This window comes from Dyadobacter sp. 32 (genome assembly GCF_902506755.1).
Lineage (GTDB): Bacteria > Bacteroidota > Bacteroidia > Cytophagales > Spirosomataceae > Dyadobacter.
Genome location: NZ_LR735258.1, coordinates 331,444 through 348,109 on the forward strand (window position 1 = coordinate 331,444; position 16,666 = coordinate 348,109).

General features: G+C 44.4%; 10 protein-coding genes. 4 read left to right on the top strand and 6 right to left on the bottom strand.

All coding sequences use genetic code 11. From position 1 onward, the window contains the following. Nucleotides 1–27 precede the first annotated feature (27 nt). Nucleotides 28–1,107 carry a D-alanine--D-alanine ligase family protein gene (locus DYADSP32_RS01320; RefSeq protein WP_149244382.1) on the top strand — a complete coding sequence of 360 codons (1,080 nt, stop codon included), beginning with the start codon at nucleotides 28–30 and terminating at the stop codon, nucleotides 1,105–1,107. Between the two features lie 223 nt (nucleotides 1,108–1,330). On the opposite strand, the gene DYADSP32_RS01325 is transcribed toward DYADSP32_RS01320, so the two are convergent. The 3 genes from DYADSP32_RS01325 to DYADSP32_RS01335 all read right to left on the bottom strand — a co-directional run bounded on the left by DYADSP32_RS01325 (nucleotide 1,331) and on the right by DYADSP32_RS01335 (nucleotide 6,329). Then, nucleotides 1,331–3,760 carry a TonB-dependent receptor gene (locus DYADSP32_RS01325; RefSeq protein WP_149244381.1) on the bottom strand — a complete coding sequence of 810 codons (2,430 nt, stop codon included), beginning with the start codon at nucleotides 3,758–3,760 and terminating at the stop codon, nucleotides 1,331–1,333. 112 nt (nucleotides 3,761–3,872) lie between these two features. Further along, on the bottom strand, nucleotides 3,873–4,526 hold the full coding sequence (locus DYADSP32_RS01330; protein WP_414617418.1) for a Crp/Fnr family transcriptional regulator: 654 nt from the start codon (nucleotides 4,524–4,526) through the stop codon (nucleotides 3,873–3,875). 9 nt (nucleotides 4,527–4,535) lie between these two features. Then, entirely contained in the window at nucleotides 4,536–6,329 is a 1,794-nt protein-coding gene (locus DYADSP32_RS01335) for a twin-arginine translocation signal domain-containing protein (protein ID WP_149244380.1), read from the bottom strand. Between the two features lie 1,849 nt (nucleotides 6,330–8,178). On the opposite strand from DYADSP32_RS01335, the gene DYADSP32_RS01340 reads away from it, so the two are divergent. Then, the gene (locus DYADSP32_RS01340) at nucleotides 8,179–10,578 is read left to right on the top strand and encodes an ABC transporter permease (protein ID WP_149244379.1); all 2,400 of its coding nucleotides are present in this window, start codon (nucleotides 8,179–8,181) and stop codon (nucleotides 10,576–10,578) included. A gap of 180 nt (nucleotides 10,579–10,758) precedes the next feature. Here the strand turns inward: DYADSP32_RS01340 and DYADSP32_RS01345 are convergent, their stop codons facing one another. From DYADSP32_RS01345 to DYADSP32_RS01355, 3 genes are all read right to left on the bottom strand, one after another. Next, complete coding sequence (locus DYADSP32_RS01345; protein ID WP_149244378.1) at nucleotides 10,759–11,514, bottom strand: carboxypeptidase-like regulatory domain-containing protein; 756 nt, start codon at nucleotides 11,512–11,514, stop codon at nucleotides 10,759–10,761. An 18-nt stretch (nucleotides 11,515–11,532) separates the two neighbouring features. After that, nucleotides 11,533–12,360 (bottom strand): hypothetical protein, encoded by an 828-nt coding sequence (locus DYADSP32_RS01350; RefSeq protein ID WP_149244377.1) that lies wholly within the window; start codon nucleotides 12,358–12,360, stop codon nucleotides 11,533–11,535. A gap of 294 nt (nucleotides 12,361–12,654) precedes the next feature. Next, nucleotides 12,655–14,124 (bottom strand): PKD domain-containing protein, encoded by a 1,470-nt coding sequence (locus tag DYADSP32_RS01355; RefSeq protein ID WP_149244376.1) that lies wholly within the window; start codon nucleotides 14,122–14,124, stop codon nucleotides 12,655–12,657. Nucleotides 14,125–14,820: 696 nt separating this feature from the next. On the opposite strand from DYADSP32_RS01355, the gene DYADSP32_RS01360 reads away from it, so the two are divergent. Next, nucleotides 14,821–15,363 carry an RNA polymerase sigma-70 factor gene (locus DYADSP32_RS01360; RefSeq protein ID WP_149244375.1) on the top strand — a complete coding sequence of 181 codons (543 nt, stop codon included), beginning with the start codon at nucleotides 14,821–14,823 and terminating at the stop codon, nucleotides 15,361–15,363. A 110-nt stretch (nucleotides 15,364–15,473) separates the two neighbouring features. Next, a complete protein-coding gene (locus tag DYADSP32_RS01365; RefSeq protein ID WP_149244374.1) occupies nucleotides 15,474–16,535 on the top strand; it encodes a FecR family protein in 1,062 nt (353 codons plus the stop codon). The last annotated feature ends 131 nt before the right edge of the window (nucleotides 16,536–16,666 follow it).

The following is a 16,666-nucleotide window of genomic DNA, read 5'->3' on the forward strand; positions in this document are numbered from 1 at the left end:
CCGCTGCACAACGCCTTAACAAAGAACATGAAAACCAAAGTTGCCATATTATTCGGAGGGAAATCTGCCGAACATGAAGTGTCGCTGAAATCAGCTACGAATATTTACAATGCCATGGACACATCCCTATTTGAGCCGATATTACTTGGGGTTGATAAGGATGGGTACTGGCGCGTGAATACCAGCTACGGCTCAGGCGATGTTAATTTGTATCAACTTGATTATTTTTCCGGAGCCTCATTCGTTTACCTAAAAAAAGGAGATAATGAGGTGGAAATTGTTGATTTGAACTCAAATACCGTGAAGGCTTCCTTTCAGGTGGCTTTTCCCATTATTCACGGAACGTTTGGTGAAGATGGTACGCTTCAGGGAATCCTGAAATCCCTTAACGTGGCTTATGTTGGTCCCGACGTTTTGGGGTCGGCCATTGGGATGGATAAGGAAGTAGCAAAAAGGCTGCTAAGAGATGCCGGTATTCCCATAGCTGCTTTTTATACGCTCTACAGGCACCAACCAAATGCGTTTTCTTTTGCAGAAATAAAACAAAAACTGGGATTGCCACTTTTTGTGAAACCTGCCAACGCGGGTTCGTCAGTCGGTGTCAGCAAAGTTAACGACGAGACTGAATTTGAAAAGGCGGTTTTGGAAGCGTTTACTTATGACAGAAAGATTCTCATAGAAGAAGCCGTTTTTGGTAAGGAGGTAGAGTGTGCTGTGTTGGGAAATGAAGAAGTACATGCGTCGGTATTGGGTGAGATCATCAGTGCTACCAACTTCTATTCCTATGAGGAAAAATACTTAAATCTGGAAGGTGTACAGACCAAAATACCAGCGGATATAGATCCACTTATTTCCGACAAGATCAGAGATATGGCCGTAAAGGCTTTTGGCGTTTTGTGTTGTGAAGGAATGTCACGGATCGATTTTTTCTTGAGGGAGGATAATACGTTTGTTTTGAACGAGATCAATACCTTGCCTGGGTTTACTGCGTCAAGCATGTATCCGCAATTGTGGGAAAAGTCAGGCCTTCCGTATTCCAGCTTGCTCACCGAAATTATAAGGTTGGCGGAGATGCGTCATCAACGTGATCACACAGAATCACCTTGAATCTGCGGGAGTGCTTTTATTTTTCCCGCAGATCTAAGGAGATTAAATTAATCGCAGATTTTCGCATAGAGGTATTCAATGAGGAAGTATTTTTCAGCTTGGCACGAAACCTATTCGACCATATTGCATTGCAAATCTCCTTAAATCTGAGGGAGTCCTTTGGTCCGCGCGTTTAACTCCCCTTGAATCTGCGGGCATTTTTTTCGGTGAGCAAAAAAAGCTTCTAAAGATATACCCTGTACATTACATTTGGAAAAATGCCGAATTGTTTAACATAACCAACGGAGTTCGGTTTGCTGTCATCAAAATACTCCGAAATCCTGCTGGTACGATTGGTCACATTGTCCAGATTGACAAAGAGCTCATGGGTAGATCTTTTCTTGTTCCATTTGTAACTAACCGCAGCCGTGACCTGATATAGATCGTCGAGCTTATTGTCATATGCTTTTTGGTAGTCAAAAAACAGGTGTTGAACGGGATCTACTGCCAGGTCTCCTTCACTGGTTCTACGTAATGGAATGTACTTTTTGCCGCCTCCAAAAAACACTTTTGCGTTGAGAGACAGTGTCTGGTTATCTTTTTTGCCTAACTTTTCAAATTCCTTGCCCGCCAGAAGGTTGACCAAATAATTATCGGCGTAGGCCGTATTACGCTCTCTGTTCTCCAGGGATTTGTATTTGGATTGGAAAACAGATGTGTTGATAAGGAAATAGTAATTTTTATTAAAGAACCGTTCAATCGTTAATTCAATCCCATAGTTTTTGCCCGTACCCCGATTAATCAGGTTCACATATCGGAAATTCAAACCTTCATTTATGGTAGCATAATAGCTCCCATCCCTATTTTCGACAGGAAGATTGTACAAATGCTGGTAATAGGCGTCCGTTTTTATTATCAGGTTATCTGTGAGTCGATACGCATATCCGGCCACAAAGTGATGTGCTTTGAGCAGGCCCAGATCCTTGTTGGGTTCTGTGTAGGTGCCATCGGGTTGCTGAACCTTTGCGAAATAGTTGTGTACGCTTTCCATTTTGCTGTGCAATCCGTAGCCAACATTCAGGGTGCCCCTGTTGGTGGCATTCCACCGGATGGCCAACCGGGGTTCAATGGTGCTTTTTTTGTTGTAAAGCACATTCATGTTGTGAATGCCGGCTACAATTGTTACATCATTATTCAAGCGATGTTTCCAGCTTACAAAATTTCGAAGCGTTCCTATCTGCTCGTTAAAATCTGTCAACTTCATCCATTTTTTTAGAGAATCGTCCAGCCTGTTTTGACGGTAAATAAATCCCTGAACGGCATACTTACTTCCTATCTGTAATTTGTTTTTGGCATTGAACTTATGATTGTAAGTCATCGATATCCGGTAAGCAGCGTTGCTGAGCCGACTGTCATAACTTTCCCGTTTGGCCGACAAAGAATCTCTTAGAAACCCTCCGTCGGCGTTGTACAATTTGGTAATATCCGATCGGTACACATTTTCATCAATGCCATTTCCCGAAAACGATAGGGATGTATTGAGATAGCTGTTGTTACCCATCTGGAGCATGTGGCTCAAACCTATGTTGGCCATGTAAGTCGATTTTTTATAATCCGTTCGAAATCGGGCGGTTGCTGCCTCGAGGCCGGGCACCGGCAGGGAACCTGGATTGACGTTGTCCAGCGCGATACGGCTAAGTCCACCCAAACCGAATAAGGAAAAACTTCCAAGCTTTTTGGTGGGTAACGATACCTTAAAAGCACCGTCCTGAAAAGTTGGCCCCCCGCCTTCCAGTTTTACAATGCCCAGATCGCTCACCAGTCCGATGGTAGAATAGCGATAATTTGCAAGAAAGGAGCCATCGTAATTTTTTTTGAAGGGGCCTTCCATGGTAATATCCGTGCCCAGGACGCCTATGCCAATAATGGATTGAAACTTTTGGTTGTTACCGTTTCTCAGTTTTACATCATACACACCGGAGAGTACATCACCATATTCAGGAGAGAACGCTCCGGTGTAAAAATCGGATGTAGCCAATAAATTGTTGTTCAAGGCGCTGATACCGCCTCCTACCGAGTTTTGATCGGCAAAATGGTTGGGATTGGCAATCTCCATACCTTCCAGCCTCCATTGTACGTATTTTGGTGAATTGCCTCTGACGATCACTTCATTGCTGCCTGTGCCGTTGTTGGTGACGCCTGCGAAATTGCATAAGATTAGTGCCGGGTCATTGAAACCACCAGCGTACCGTTTGGTCTCATCATTGGAGACTGATCTTGCGCTCAAAAGTGCCATTTCATTTTGTGTTTCGCCTTTGTCGGGTGCGGCTTTGATGACCAGCGTATTCAATTGTGTAGCAAATTCCTGTAATTCCAGTTCCAGAATCACCTCCTGCCCCGCATCTACAACAATATTGGGAATGGTTCGGGATTCATAGCCAAGGTGGGATATTTTTAGGGTTACTCTGCCCAGAGGGACTTTTTCAAACCGGAATTCACCTTTTGAATTGGAAACAGTTCCACTGCTCTTAGCTTCAGCAATTAAGCGAATTGTTGCGCCAGCAAGAGGGGATTTACTATCCAAATCTGTTAAAGTTCCTCGAATAGACTGCGTGTTATTCTGGCCGTTGCAAAATTTAGTAAGTAATAGAAGGCAGAAAAAGAAATACTTCATTGCGCTTTGCGATTAGATTAATGTTGATGCAAAGTTGAAATGAAGCGAAGCCAATCTCGTTGACTTTGGTTAAGAAATGATCGGGGAGGAAGTTTTCTGCGCGTTCAGTTTTTTATCTGTCTGCGATGCGCTTCCGTATCCTGCTGAGTGATTCGGGCTTGACACCGATGTAGCCCGCAATCTGGTATTGCGGTATTCTCTGAAATAAATCTGGCCTGTTACTCAGCAGTTTGATATAACGTTGCTCCGGCGTATCGCTCAGGTAGGAGGCCATCATTTCCTGATGATTCGCAAAGACTTTTTCCATCACCGTCCGTGAAATGGTTTCAAACCTTGGAAATCGTTTATAAAGGTCATTTTCCTTCTGTTCGTTGCCTATGACGACCGTTGTATCCTCGCTGCATATCCAGAAATGATTTGCGGGCACTCTGTTCATCAGGCTGTGAAGGGAAAGTACCCATTGTTCTTCGGTGAAGAAATTATTGGTTTTTTCTTCACCGTCAATCAGGTAAAACTCCCGGATACAACCCTCCAGAACAAAATAACACTCTGAGGAAATTTGTCCTTCTTTCAGCAACACTGTTCCTTTCTTAAATGTTTTAATAGACATGCTCTCCGCAATGGCATTGGCCTCATCCTGAGAAAGAGGCATTATTCTTGAAAAATAATCTACGAGTTTGTTCTGCATGCGTCCTGTTACCAATGCGTACATCTTGTTTCTGTGACAAAAGTAATGTTTGATCTGAAAAATCAGATGAAGACTCACTTCAAAATCTCAGGTGAGCGGCGGCCTTACGCTTGGTTCTGCGTTTTGTGCGGAGTAAATTTCACTAAGTTCCCTGAAACCAGCCAGCACTTTTTCATTGGGAATGCCTTTGGATAGTCTCAATTCATGGTCGAACATCGCACGAAGCAGTAGAATTCGCCATCTCCACGCGGACTTTGTCTTTACGTTTAGCTTGCTATCTATTGAGCTGAGTAGTTGGTATGCCTTCTTTGCGCCATGGTCTTCCTTCGGTATTGTAAACTTTTGCGGACTGGTTTTTGCATCGTTCCCGCGGTAGGGGCTAAGCCCATGATTTTTTTCCATAATGCCTATGGCTTCCAATATCTGGTCGGCGTCTTTGGCGGAAAATTCGTACGATACGTATTCAGTGAGGCTTTCTGTTGCTGGTTTGCGACTGTCCCAATAGAACTGGCTGTATATGACCTTATTGATATCTTCAAATAAACCTTCAGAATACGGGTATCCACCAGCAACTTTATCACTTACCGAGTTCCACAGTTTCTGGAATCGTCCGGGCAGGGGATTGGCTCCGAATCCACCCCAGGGCCAGGATTCCCACATGCTGATCTCTGGAAAATTCAATAACGGCAAATCACCCGGGACTGGATTGTTGAGCAAATATTTTGGGAAAGTCTCATGCGAATCGGCCATAATGTAATCAACGGGCGGCTTCTCTTTCTTGTACGCGGCTGCAAGTCCGGCCCATTCGCCCTCGTCTTCCACTACGTCGAAGAGCCACGTTGACTGCACAATTTTTGCTTTTGGTAATTTAATTGATAAGAGACCAGCTATCTTTCTGGTCATTTTGAGGTACCCATTGCTGCCCCATGGAGTGCACTGGGTACAGCCGCAGCCACCCTGATCATAGGGCCACACCCCAAAATAGTCAGGTTCTACTCCACGTTTTTTAAATTCGTCCAGCTCCTGTTCCAATTGATTCAAAATCAGTTCGGTTCCGCCTGGCTGAGATGGACAGATTTCTACCCCATACTTACCCCTGAGTTTGATCTGCAGGGGAGTGGTCATGCGAAGGGTATCAGGGGTGGAGCTGTAACCCTCGTTTCCCAGAACCGTGATCATCGTTTTCATGCCCGCACTTTTTCCGGCACCTAAAAGTTGGGCAAGACGGTCGAGCATGATCTGTGCAGCCGGGTCGTCGATGCCGGTAAAGTGGTGCATGTCGAACCAGACATTTAAACTGTTATATCCCCACAATACCAGCTCCTCTATGTAAGCTGTCACTTTCTCAATCGGCGCGTCGTGGTAGAAATTGTGGAAATGGGTGGCAAAATAGATCATTCGGAAGGGCTTTTCCGGGACGGATAATCCCTGCCAGGCTCCGGGTGTAAAACCAGCGGAAGTCAATGTCGAGGTATGCAGGAACTTGCCTATTCCATACAACACACCTTGCGGATCGCTGGCGGTGATTGCAATACTTTTGTCGGGGCGGTGCTCAATTCTGAAGGACTCAGAAGGCATGGATTGCGGCACGGTTTTCAAGTGTACATCCAGGTAGTTAACATTTTCGACGGAGAAATCCAGACCGGTACGTTCCGAAATAATGCGCTTCGCTATTTCTACAGCGTTCAGCGTGATGGCATCCGCAGGTGTTGCCGTATGGAATTTGATGAATTTGTAGCTGCTCCCAAATGAAATTACGGACTGTTGACTAGCCAAATCCTCCGATGAACTTGTATGAAGTAGCTGGCCTGGAACCAGCGAGGCCGAAGCGGCAAATCCTGCCAGGGAGGTTCTTTTTAAGAAATCTCTTCTGTTATTCATTTCGGGTCGTTTTAATATAATAAGGGGCTAGGAATGTGTTCAGGCAAAGCAGCTGAAAAGAAATTTTAATCCTGTTTCAACATGATTGCTGTCTTCACATTTTATACATCATGTTCTGTCATTCGGACCTATCTGATGGAAAAATAGTTTTTCATTTTTCTGATCCCGTAAAGTCGGGGTGCACCAGTTAGAAGCCGGTCATCGTTCAAGCGGACAGGGTATTAGTTAAAAAGAGTTAAATAGGCAAGCAATCAGAATTTTTGCCAAACGGATCAGGTATTTTTGAAGCAATCCTTTGTCCGGGGATCGAACATTGCTTTAAAATGGCCGGCAATGGCCAGATGAAGGTGAGCCTGTTTACAGAGATTACTGGTTTTTTGAGTTTTAGTAACAATTTTAGTTTGTCTGTTAACCTGTAAGCTTATAATGATAAATCCTGTTAAAGTTATACCAATCTGGAACAAAATAGTAGAAGAAAACCCTAAAGGCTTGAATATGAATAACCCCGGATTGAATCCAGGGACTCGGAAATGGGCCATCAGATGTTTCGCAGTCCAGAATGGGTTTAATATTCCAAAACGTTGGGTGCTCATATTCAACCCCTTTAGGGTTGGCGGTCGAATTGGCTGAAATATCCCCGGGTTTCACCCGGAGCTATTGAAATTTAAGCCCTTTGGGCTTTCTAACTGGTTGCAACAGGTTGTTCTATGATTGGTAGTAATCCTGAAGGGCTAAATGTGAAAATCCCCGGATTAAATTGGAGGGCTAGAAATGGGAAATTAATTGTTTCGCACCCCTGAATTTTAAAAGCCTGAAAGGCTTGAATGTGAATAACCCTGGATTGAATCCGGGGACTCGGAAACGGGCCATCAGATGTTTCGCAACCCAGAATGGGTTGAATATTCCAACACGTTGGGGGCTCATATTCAACCCCTTTAGGGTTGGCGGTCGAATTGGCTGAAATATCCCCGGGTTTCACCCGGAGCTATTGAAATTTAAGCCCTTTGGGCTTTCTAACTGGTTGCAACAGGTTGTTCTATGATTGGTTGCAATCCTGGGCTAAATGTGAAAATGCCCGGATTAAATTCGAGGGCTAGAAATGGGAAATCAATTGTTTTGCAACCCAGAATGGGTTGAATATTCCAACACGTTGGGTGCTCATATTCAACCCCTTTAGGGTTGGCGGTCGAATTGGCTGAAATATCCCCGGGTTTCACCCGGAGCTATTGAAATTTAAGCCCTTTGGGCTTTTTAACTGGTTACAACAGGTTGTTCTATGATTGGTTGCAATCCTGGGCTAAATGTGAAAATGCCCGGATTAAATTCGAGGGCTAGAAATGGGAAATCAATTGTTTTGCAACCCAGAATGGGTTGAATATTCCAACACGTTGGGTGCTCATATTCAACCCCTTTAGGGTTGGCGGTCGAATTGGCTGAAATATCCCCGGGTTTCACCCGGAGCTATTGAAATTTAAGCCCTTCGGGCTTTTTAACTGGTTACGAAACGTTGTTCTATGATTTGTAGTAATCCTGAAGGGCTAAATGTGAAAATCCCCGGATTAAATTGGAGGGCTGGAAATGGTAAATCAATTGTTTCGCAACCCAGAATTTTAAAAGCCTGAAAGGCTTGAATGTGAATAACCCCGGATTGAATCCGGGGACTCGGAATAAGCAATCAATTTTAGAGCAACCCAGAATGGGTTGAATATACGAACAGGTAAATTGTTTATATTCAACCCCTTTTGGGTTGCCATTGGAATGTGCCGCAATTTCCCCGGGCTGCACCCGGAGTTATTGTAGTCAAAGCCCGAAGGGCTTTTTGATAACCCAAAAGGATTTTACTTTCGACATGCTCAAAAACTATCTAAAAATCGCCCTACGAAACCTTCGTAACAACCGCACTTATACGTTCCTGAATATCCTGGGATTGGGTATGGGGATGACGGGTGCCGTATTGATTTTCCTCTTCCTGCAGTTTCATTTAAGTACAGACAGGCATCATCCCCATTTTGAAAGGACTTACCGCGTTGTTTTGGATTTGCTCTTGGATGAAGGAACGGAGCATGGAACGGATTCTTCTGTTCCGATGGCCACCGCACTTGCCCGCGATTATTCTCAGATAGAGAAAGTAGGTTTCATCAGAAAAAACCCAAATACGACACTTTCTTCCACATCAGAAAAGGTCGTAAAACGATTCATAGAAAAGGATCAAGTCGTTTTTTCAAATCAGGATTTTATGCAAATGTTTGCGTTTGACTGGCTCGGTAAAGAGGCATCAGCTGCGATGAAGGAACCTTATACCGTGGTGGTGAATGAAAAAATGGCGGGTAAATATTTTGGGACCACGGATGTAATTGGCAAGACCTTAACATTTGCCAATGTTACGAATTTAAGAGTTGTTGGTGTGGTAAAGGATCAGCTTCATCCTACCGATCTCAATTTCAGCATTTTCATTTCCTTGCCCACCCTTAAAAAGGTAGAACCTGCTTACGAAATGGATAATTTCGGTTGGCTGAGCGGACGAAATATGACCTTTGTACGTGTGGTTAATCATGCAAAAGCGCCTCACATAGAAGCGCTTATTAAGAAAAGCGGTTCCAAGTATTATGGCGAAACGGCCAAATATTATCATCACAAACTGCAATCGCTTGCTGACGTTCATTTTGACGAAAAGTATGATGGTAAAATCCGCCGTTCGATTCTTTGGATTCTGGCAGGAGTTGGCATCTTCTTGCTGGTCATTGCTTGTATCAACTTTGTAAATCTGGCAACGGCCCAGGCTCTAAAACGATCAAAAGAAATTGGAATCCGGAAAGTGTTGGGAAGTACCCAGCGGCAGCTTTTCTGGCAATTTATGAGCGAAACCGCATTGGTCACAGTCGTTTCCGCGTTTCTGGCGTTGCTTTTGGTGGCCATATTATTACCCCTTTTGAACATTTGGACGCATACACAGTCTTTTGATTTAACCATGCTGCTTCAGTTTCAATTGGTATTCTTCTGGTTGCTGACGATTGTGGCGACTATTACTTTTGCAGGATTTTACCCATCTGTTATCATTTCCGGTTTCAACCCGATTACTGCCCTTAAAGGTAAATTGGGGTCGCGACAAGCTGGGGGCATTGGACTGCGCCGATCGTTAATAACCATTCAATTGGTGATTGCCCAGATACTGGTCATAGGAACGCTGGTATTAATTCTTCAACTGAAATATTTCAAAAATGCGGATCTTGGATTTGATAAAAATGCGGTGATAACTATTCCGCTACCAAAGATCAATCCGGAGCAAAGCATCAGGCAATCCCTGCGAAATGATCTTCTGCAGTATCCTGAAATAATTTCAGTAACGTACCAATATGAAGCCCCTACATCCAGTATGGGTTATGGCGGTTCGGTAAGGTTTGATAATCGGGTTGAATGGGAAAAATTCATTATCCGGGATCGTTTCGGGGATGAAAACTATTTACCTACTTACAAAATGCCATTGCTGGCCGGGCGAAATATCACGGCCAGAGATTCGATAACCGAATTTGTTGTCAACGAAGAAATGATGCAAAAGCTCGGGATTAGTAAACCTGAAAAGATGCTGGGACGACAACTCGAAGATGGGAATAGCGGCTTGAAGGGTGAAATAGTGGGTGTGGTCAAGAGCTTTCATCTCAGATCTTTACAAGAAGACGTTGAGCCTTGCGCAATTTTTGCACGGCCTCAATTGTACAAAGAAGTTGCGATCAAATTGAACTCTGGAGACATTCCTAACACACTAGCAGCAATTCAGGAGGTCTGGAAAAAAACCTATCCCAGCGAAGTTTTCTCTTACCTTTTTGTAGATGAGCAAATAATGAAATTTTACGAAAAAGAAGAACAGCTCACCACCTTAATCCGATCCTTTGCCATGGTAGCCATCTTGATCTGCGGTCTGGGATTGTATGGGATGGTTTCTTTTATGGTCACGCAAAGAACCAAAGAAATCGGAGTGAGGAAAGTGCTGGGGGCTGGGATGGAAAGTATAATTTTGCTTTTCGGGAAGGAATTTCTGCTGCTTGTCATTATTGCCTTCCTGCTCGCCGCACCCATCGCCTGGTACACCATGACAAGCTGGCTAAATGGCTTTGCCTATCGTATTAATTTGCAATGGTGGATTTTAGGTTCGGGTGGAATCCTCATTTTGCTCATTACGTTGATGACGGTTGGCTACAGCGTTGTCAAAGCGGCCTTGATGGATCCTGTGCGGAGTTTGAGGATGGAGTAGGGGGCCGGATTTCCCTTTATCAGAGCAGCAAGTGCACCTCGGAATACAGCTGACCGCCAACACAAAAAGAGCTCCCGACAAAGTCAAAAGCCCTTCCAAACCCCCTTCTAATAATTACCCAAACCTGAAATACCTGCCGGCTAGTCCATTATCTGCCGGTTCTATGTTGCTTGTTAATGCTCACTCTGAATATTGGATGATGGCCAGATTATCTCCCCACATGGTTTGAGGTTCAAAATCAAGCTGTAACACTGTCTTGAACGCATTTACGTCATCGAACTGTTTGCCTAGTTTCAACGGAATATTCTGTCCGTTACCTTTGTATATCGCGCTTATTTCGTAACGGCCGAGCGGAATGTCTGTCAGGTAATCATACGCTTCCGTATGGGGTTGACCAGGCCTGAATATCAGCGTTGCTCCCGTGGATCCGTCTACCAGCAGCCCTTTCGGTACGAGTTTGAACTCAATGTTCTCGGAGTCGTATATCTGGCTCATCACGTATTTGTTTAACGACACCGTGGCTCCATAATGCCCCTGCAACGCACTTCCCCTGGCTCCTGTCAGTTTCCATTCAAAATTCCTGACGGCCCCGTCTATGCTGAACTCTTCGTCCAAGTTGGGATGAAGTGATAAGGTGTAGGTTTTGTCATTTAGCTTCCTTTTGATGCTGGCCGACGCAGCGAACGTTCCAACTTGCGGTAATTTGACTTTATACAAACCCTTGGCATCGGTAAATACCACAAGAGAGGAATTATAGATCATCGTATTCTCAATCACCACTTCAACCCCTTGCAAAGGCTTTCCCTGGGTGTCTACCACTTTTCCAGTGGCATACCCTTTTTTCTCCTCCACCCCGCCAGGATCTGGATTTTTGTTTTCACAGGCGGCTGAGACAATGAAAATTAGCACCGGCAGGTATCTGAAAACATTATTCATAGTCATTTCTTTAAAGCTTTAGTCTATTTTTTGAAGTTCTGTCACCGACTCCGTATCGTTTGATTTTTCTACTGATTTTACGATCCCCACACCCGGCGCCGTCCAATCGGTGACCGTATAGGTATCAGTGGTTTGATCACCAGGCTTTCCATTGTATTTCACTTTATTCACGTACGAGTAGCCATATTCCCATTTACTGCAATTGAAAGTTCCCGCCGGCGTTGTGAGGTTTTCTACTTTGGTAACTGTTCCGTCCGTATAGGCCAGTGTGGATTCCAGTTCTACGACCACGATTGTGTCTTCATCCGTTTCGACTTCGAGCTTTACATAGATCTTGATATTGTCGCCTGGGAAAGTGATCCTGCTGCCTGCTGCGGCTTTGTTTTCTCGTTTCTGATACTGTGGGAAACCGGTTATTCTAAAATCCTTTACAGTACCCAGTTCTTCTACTTGTCCCAGCAGTTGGGTAAGGGCGGCCGGCAGTGGAATTTCATTCGTCGTCACGCCGTTCTGGCTGTAAGCTTTCCACTTCAGTAAAGACACCTCCTGGCCATCGGTGATGCTCGTTTCAAGATGAGACACAGCGATTCCGGCTGAGTCTCTGATGCTTTTGACCTGTGTAACCTCCCTGTACGTGCTGCCGTCTGAGTCCGTGACTATGTAGTTGAATTTTTTATCTTTCGCTGGAATGATAGCAGTTGGATCATTCTTGGTGCCATCGGGCGTTACCTTGTTGTCGTCATCTTTACACGCAGTTTGCAGCGAGAGTCCTGCGGCTGTCAGGAGAATGAGGGCTGCTTTGCGGGTGTTTAAGTATAAACGTGACGCTGTTGAATTGTTAAACATGGGTGATTTAGAGTTAACTTTTATTAAATGAGTTGAGAATTAAGATTACTTTGGTATATATACGTATAACTTATTTTGGAAACTGACCCGGCCTTAACGGCCTCTCAAGAGATAACCGATGTTTTGCGCAGCGCTAAGTTGCAGCCAGCCAGGGGAGACATATATTCAGACAATTTTTATGGTATCTGCGGGCACAAATCGGATCTTTGGAATCTGGAACAACTATGTGTTGATGGCTCTCAATTCAGGCCTGGTCTCTGTGCGGCAGGATCAACCTTTATCTTGAAGGCTTTTCTATTTTTGTCTGATGGTCGCTCCCTGTACGTTGTCCTTAAATACGTTTGACGTTTCCAGATCGGTATTTACAATAGTGTGGAAGGCTACGTAGACGCCATAGCCCGCGCTGTTTGAGATCGTATTATTTTTTACAGACATTCGTGAACCTGTCCCATATATGCCAATGTTGGCATTGATTCCCGACACCAGTCTGGAGCTTCCTCCTCCGCTGATCTCAGCGTGCTCGATGATATTTTTTGAACTATTGGTGTAAAAGAGAATTCCTCTCCAGAAACCCTTTGAGGCATCGGCACCACGAAAAATTATTTTGTTATCCTTTGTACCGGTTGCATCCATGTAGCCGTCCTCAATGCGTAACACCACATCACGACCAAACTCAATGATGGTACCGGGGAGTATTTTCCATCCAATGTTGATGCCAATGGTCTCTGAGATCCGATAAGGTGTTTTGTCTTTGAGTACGGCCCACTTTATTTCGCTGGAAGTATTCCCATCAAGCATTGAAGAATAAATTTCAACGACATTGCGACCATTACCACCTGTAAATACCGAGTTTTCGTCGAGCGATTTCACATTGTTTGCATCCAGAAGAATGCCCGCCTCATTGTTTTCCTTAAATGTATTATTGGCAAATCCCAAAAGTGAAGCACCCTTCCCGATGTAGAGTCCGAACCCGTTGTTGGCAGCAAAAGTACAATTCCGAATCGCCATTTGTGCTTTGGCACCTCCCATCAGTCCCATTCCGCCCCGGATTGTGCCGGTGAAGGTTTTTGCCCCTGCATGGGTTATTTCCACGTATTCCATCACGTTCGCGCCACTTGCGGAATTGATTTGCAGACCTGCCCAGAACCCCTTCGTTCTTTCGCGTCCCTCAAAGCGGATCTTTTTATCAGCTTCTCCCTTGGCGATCAGGGAACCACCATTGTCATTGATAACGAATTTTGTGTCGCGGGCAAATGCAATAACCACGCCGGGGTTAATGGTCAGTTCGGCACTTACGGCAATATCCTTTGATACCACATAGTCGGGAAAGTCGGGATTGGAAATCCGATTGATGAGCACCGTTTTTGCGGTGATGTTCGCATCCAGTGTTTCTGGTTCGGCTGCTGTGGCCGTGATCAGAACCTTGTCTGTGCTTGTTCCATCCGCATTCGTAACAGTGAGTTCTGCCTCGTATTCTCCTTCTTCGTCAGGTACAAAGGTTGCCTTGCTGGTTTTGGGTGTGGTCAATACTGCCGAACTTCCCGCTGGTTTTTTTACAAGAACCCAGCTGAAATCGAACGGTTTGTTGCTACTTTCCGAAGAAGCGCTTCCATCAATCGTAACGGTTTGCCCTAATTTGACCTGCTGGTCGCCACCGGCCCGGGCTATGAGACCTCCATCGGGCTTCACTTCCTTGTTGTCCTTGCAACTGACGATCAGAAAAAACAGTGAGAAAATGGGGAGTATTAATTTTTTATTTAACATGGCTGTATGGTAATTTATTTAATGATTAAAACCCTAAGGTTTCCGTAAGAGAATGTTTTCCCAGCTCCATCGGTTTGGCCGTGGAAGTCATCGGGGAATTCAATTTTTGAGTGTCACATAACGCGTCGGGTAGTTTAAGAGTTAAAGGATATGTACCATGCTTTTCAGCTTATTTCTTTGCAAGTTTAGGGCATAATTTTGAGCTTGAAGCAGGGTAGTCGACCAATAGCCGGTTTCGTCGACAAACGACGCAATTGAGGGTTTATTCATGCTGCCAATGCACCTGCAAAACGTATATTGATTCAGGTTGCTAGTTTTAAATTCAATTAGTCTAATGGACATAGAGTTAGACTATTAACCAACTGATAGATTACTTTAAAGAGCCCAGTAATCGAACAGAATAACTATTTTTCCATTTATCACTGGTGCGCGTCCGTTTGTGAGCCAGGCTGGTGTGGTTCGGGACAAACCTCCATTTTTAAAATCCTCCTATTTAAATGAATGCCTCTCATATGAGAATTATTTCGACAGGGCTACCTGAATCTGGTAATGCTTATTGAATTTAGGGATGAATGTGCTGGACATTTCAGGTGACCTTTTTAAATTCTAAAAAAATATTGGATATTTAAGATAGCGATCAAAACTGACAAACAGATCACTGTAAATGTCGATCACGAACATAACCACTAAACTTCAATGCCCTACATAAAACTTGATCATGCAGGGTTTGAAGCCATTTACAGGGAGTATTGGCGTAGGTTGTTTGATTTTGCACTCTCCAAAACCCACGACAGGGATGTGGCTGAAGAACTTGTACAAAGTCTTTTTGTAGAAATTTGGGAAAGACGGACCGAGCTGATGATCAGCAATGTGAGGAGTTACCTGTTCGTTTCCATGAGAAATCGCGTCATTGACTACTACAACGAAAAGCAGTTTGCCAATCTGGAACTCGCGGCCGACGAGGTGGCGGCAGATACAGCAGCACCTGATTATGAAATGTTTCTGGACGAACTGGAGACTACCTTCAAAGATGCTGTTGGCAGCCTCGCAGGAAAAACCAGAGATATTTTTATGCTTAATCGGTTGGAAGGGAAATCTGCAAAAGAAATCTCTGTTGAGCTGAGTATACCCGAACGAACGGTGGAATATCACATTACCCAGGCCCTTCGACAGCTCAGGACGATCCTTCATAAGGGCATCGCTCTTATAATCACCCTTATATCGGGTATAATATTTTAAAGAATTATCTCGCTTTTTGTCATTATTGATATAATTTTTCGAATTAATTATCATAAGAGTTGCGCCCGGGACACCTTTTCTGGTCTTTATTAAGAGCGTATTATCTTTTTATGAACAAACAACATTTACGTACCTTATTGGCACGTTACCGTGGCGGAGATTGTACCGAGAGGGAGAAGTATCTGGTTGAGCAGTGGTTCGTCATGCTGGATGAGCACGGAGAACCACTTTCCGGTTACGAGGGTGTTCAGCTGGAAGAGAAAATCTGGAATCAAATTATGGGAAATACCACCCATGAAACCATGGTTCCTACCCGCATGGTTTCATTTTATTCCCGGTATTGGGCAGTGGCTGCGGTATTTTTTCTGGTTTCAGGTTGGGTGGGATACTATTACTACCAAAAGTTAAATCCCGCTTCTGTGGAACAGGCGACCGCAGCTCAGGCCGCCGGATTTGTTACCAGAACTAATAAAACATCCACTATGGAAGTGTTTCAGCTCAGCGATGGAACAGAAGTTCACCTGTCACCAGCAAGCAGGATTTCCTATCAGGTGGTTTTTGAGGAGAAAAAGAGAACGGTGAATCTCGCTGGCAAAGCTTTTTTCAAAGTGGTTAAAAGAGCCAACCAGCCGTTTTTTGTACACACAGGTGAGGTAGTTACCAAAGTGCTCGGTACAAGCTTTTGGGTAGCCGGCCAGCGAGGTGGCCAGGCTGTTGAAGTTTCGGTGGTTACGGGCAAGGTGTCCGTGTTTCAGGAAAATGAACCAAACGATCAGGTAACGAAAAGCGGGGTTATTCTTACAGCAAACCAAAAGGTGCAGTACAATGGGGAGAGCCGCGCGTTTGTGACAAGTCTCGTGGCCAATCCGATTGTCATCCGAACGGAAGGTGCGACGGCGGCCCCGGAGCAATCATTTGTATTTGAAGATGCGGCTTTAATCCACGTCATTCAGAAACTGGAACAAGCCTATGGCATAGAAATCATTTTAGAAAACGAAGCTTTGAGTGGCTGCCTGATCACTGCCGATATCAACAGCCAGCCACTGTTTACCAAGCTGGAACTACTCTGTTCATCTTTGAATGCCCGATATGAAGTACGCGGAACCAAAATACTGGTTACCGGCAAAGGTTGTTTATCTGATCACTTAAACCCAACAGTTGACATGAAGTAAATTTTTCCTAAAAAAGCCGGACGTGTCCCACCACATCCGGCTCAGTAAGTACCTCCTTTCAGTAACCGTGCAGGCCATCATCCAAAGGGATGAGAAGGAGATTTTTTTTGCCAAAATTTTTCAAAAATTAA

Excerpts from the sequence above, each read along its gene's own strand:
- DYADSP32_RS01320 (WP_149244382.1), top strand. The coding sequence starts at position 28 with ATGAAAACCAAAGTTGCCATATTATTCGGAGGGAAATCTGCCGAACAT.
- DYADSP32_RS01325 (WP_149244381.1), bottom strand. The coding sequence starts at position 3,760 with ATGAAGTATTTCTTTTTCTGCCTTCTATTACTTACTAAATTTTGCAAC.
- DYADSP32_RS01335 (WP_149244380.1), bottom strand. The coding sequence starts at position 6,329 with ATGAATAACAGAAGAGATTTCTTAAAAAGAACCTCCCTGGCAGGATTT.
- DYADSP32_RS01340 (WP_149244379.1), top strand. The coding sequence starts at position 8,179 with ATGCTCAAAAACTATCTAAAAATCGCCCTACGAAACCTTCGTAACAAC.
- DYADSP32_RS01345 (WP_149244378.1), bottom strand. The coding sequence starts at position 11,514 with ATGAATAATGTTTTCAGATACCTGCCGGTGCTAATTTTCATTGTCTCA.
- DYADSP32_RS01350 (WP_149244377.1), bottom strand. The coding sequence starts at position 12,360 with ATGTTTAACAATTCAACAGCGTCACGTTTATACTTAAACACCCGCAAA.
- DYADSP32_RS01355 (WP_149244376.1), bottom strand. The coding sequence starts at position 14,124 with ATGTTAAATAAAAAATTAATACTCCCCATTTTCTCACTGTTTTTTCTG.
- DYADSP32_RS01360 (WP_149244375.1), top strand. The coding sequence starts at position 14,821 with ATGCCCTACATAAAACTTGATCATGCAGGGTTTGAAGCCATTTACAGG.
- DYADSP32_RS01365 (WP_149244374.1), top strand. The coding sequence starts at position 15,474 with ATGAACAAACAACATTTACGTACCTTATTGGCACGTTACCGTGGCGGA.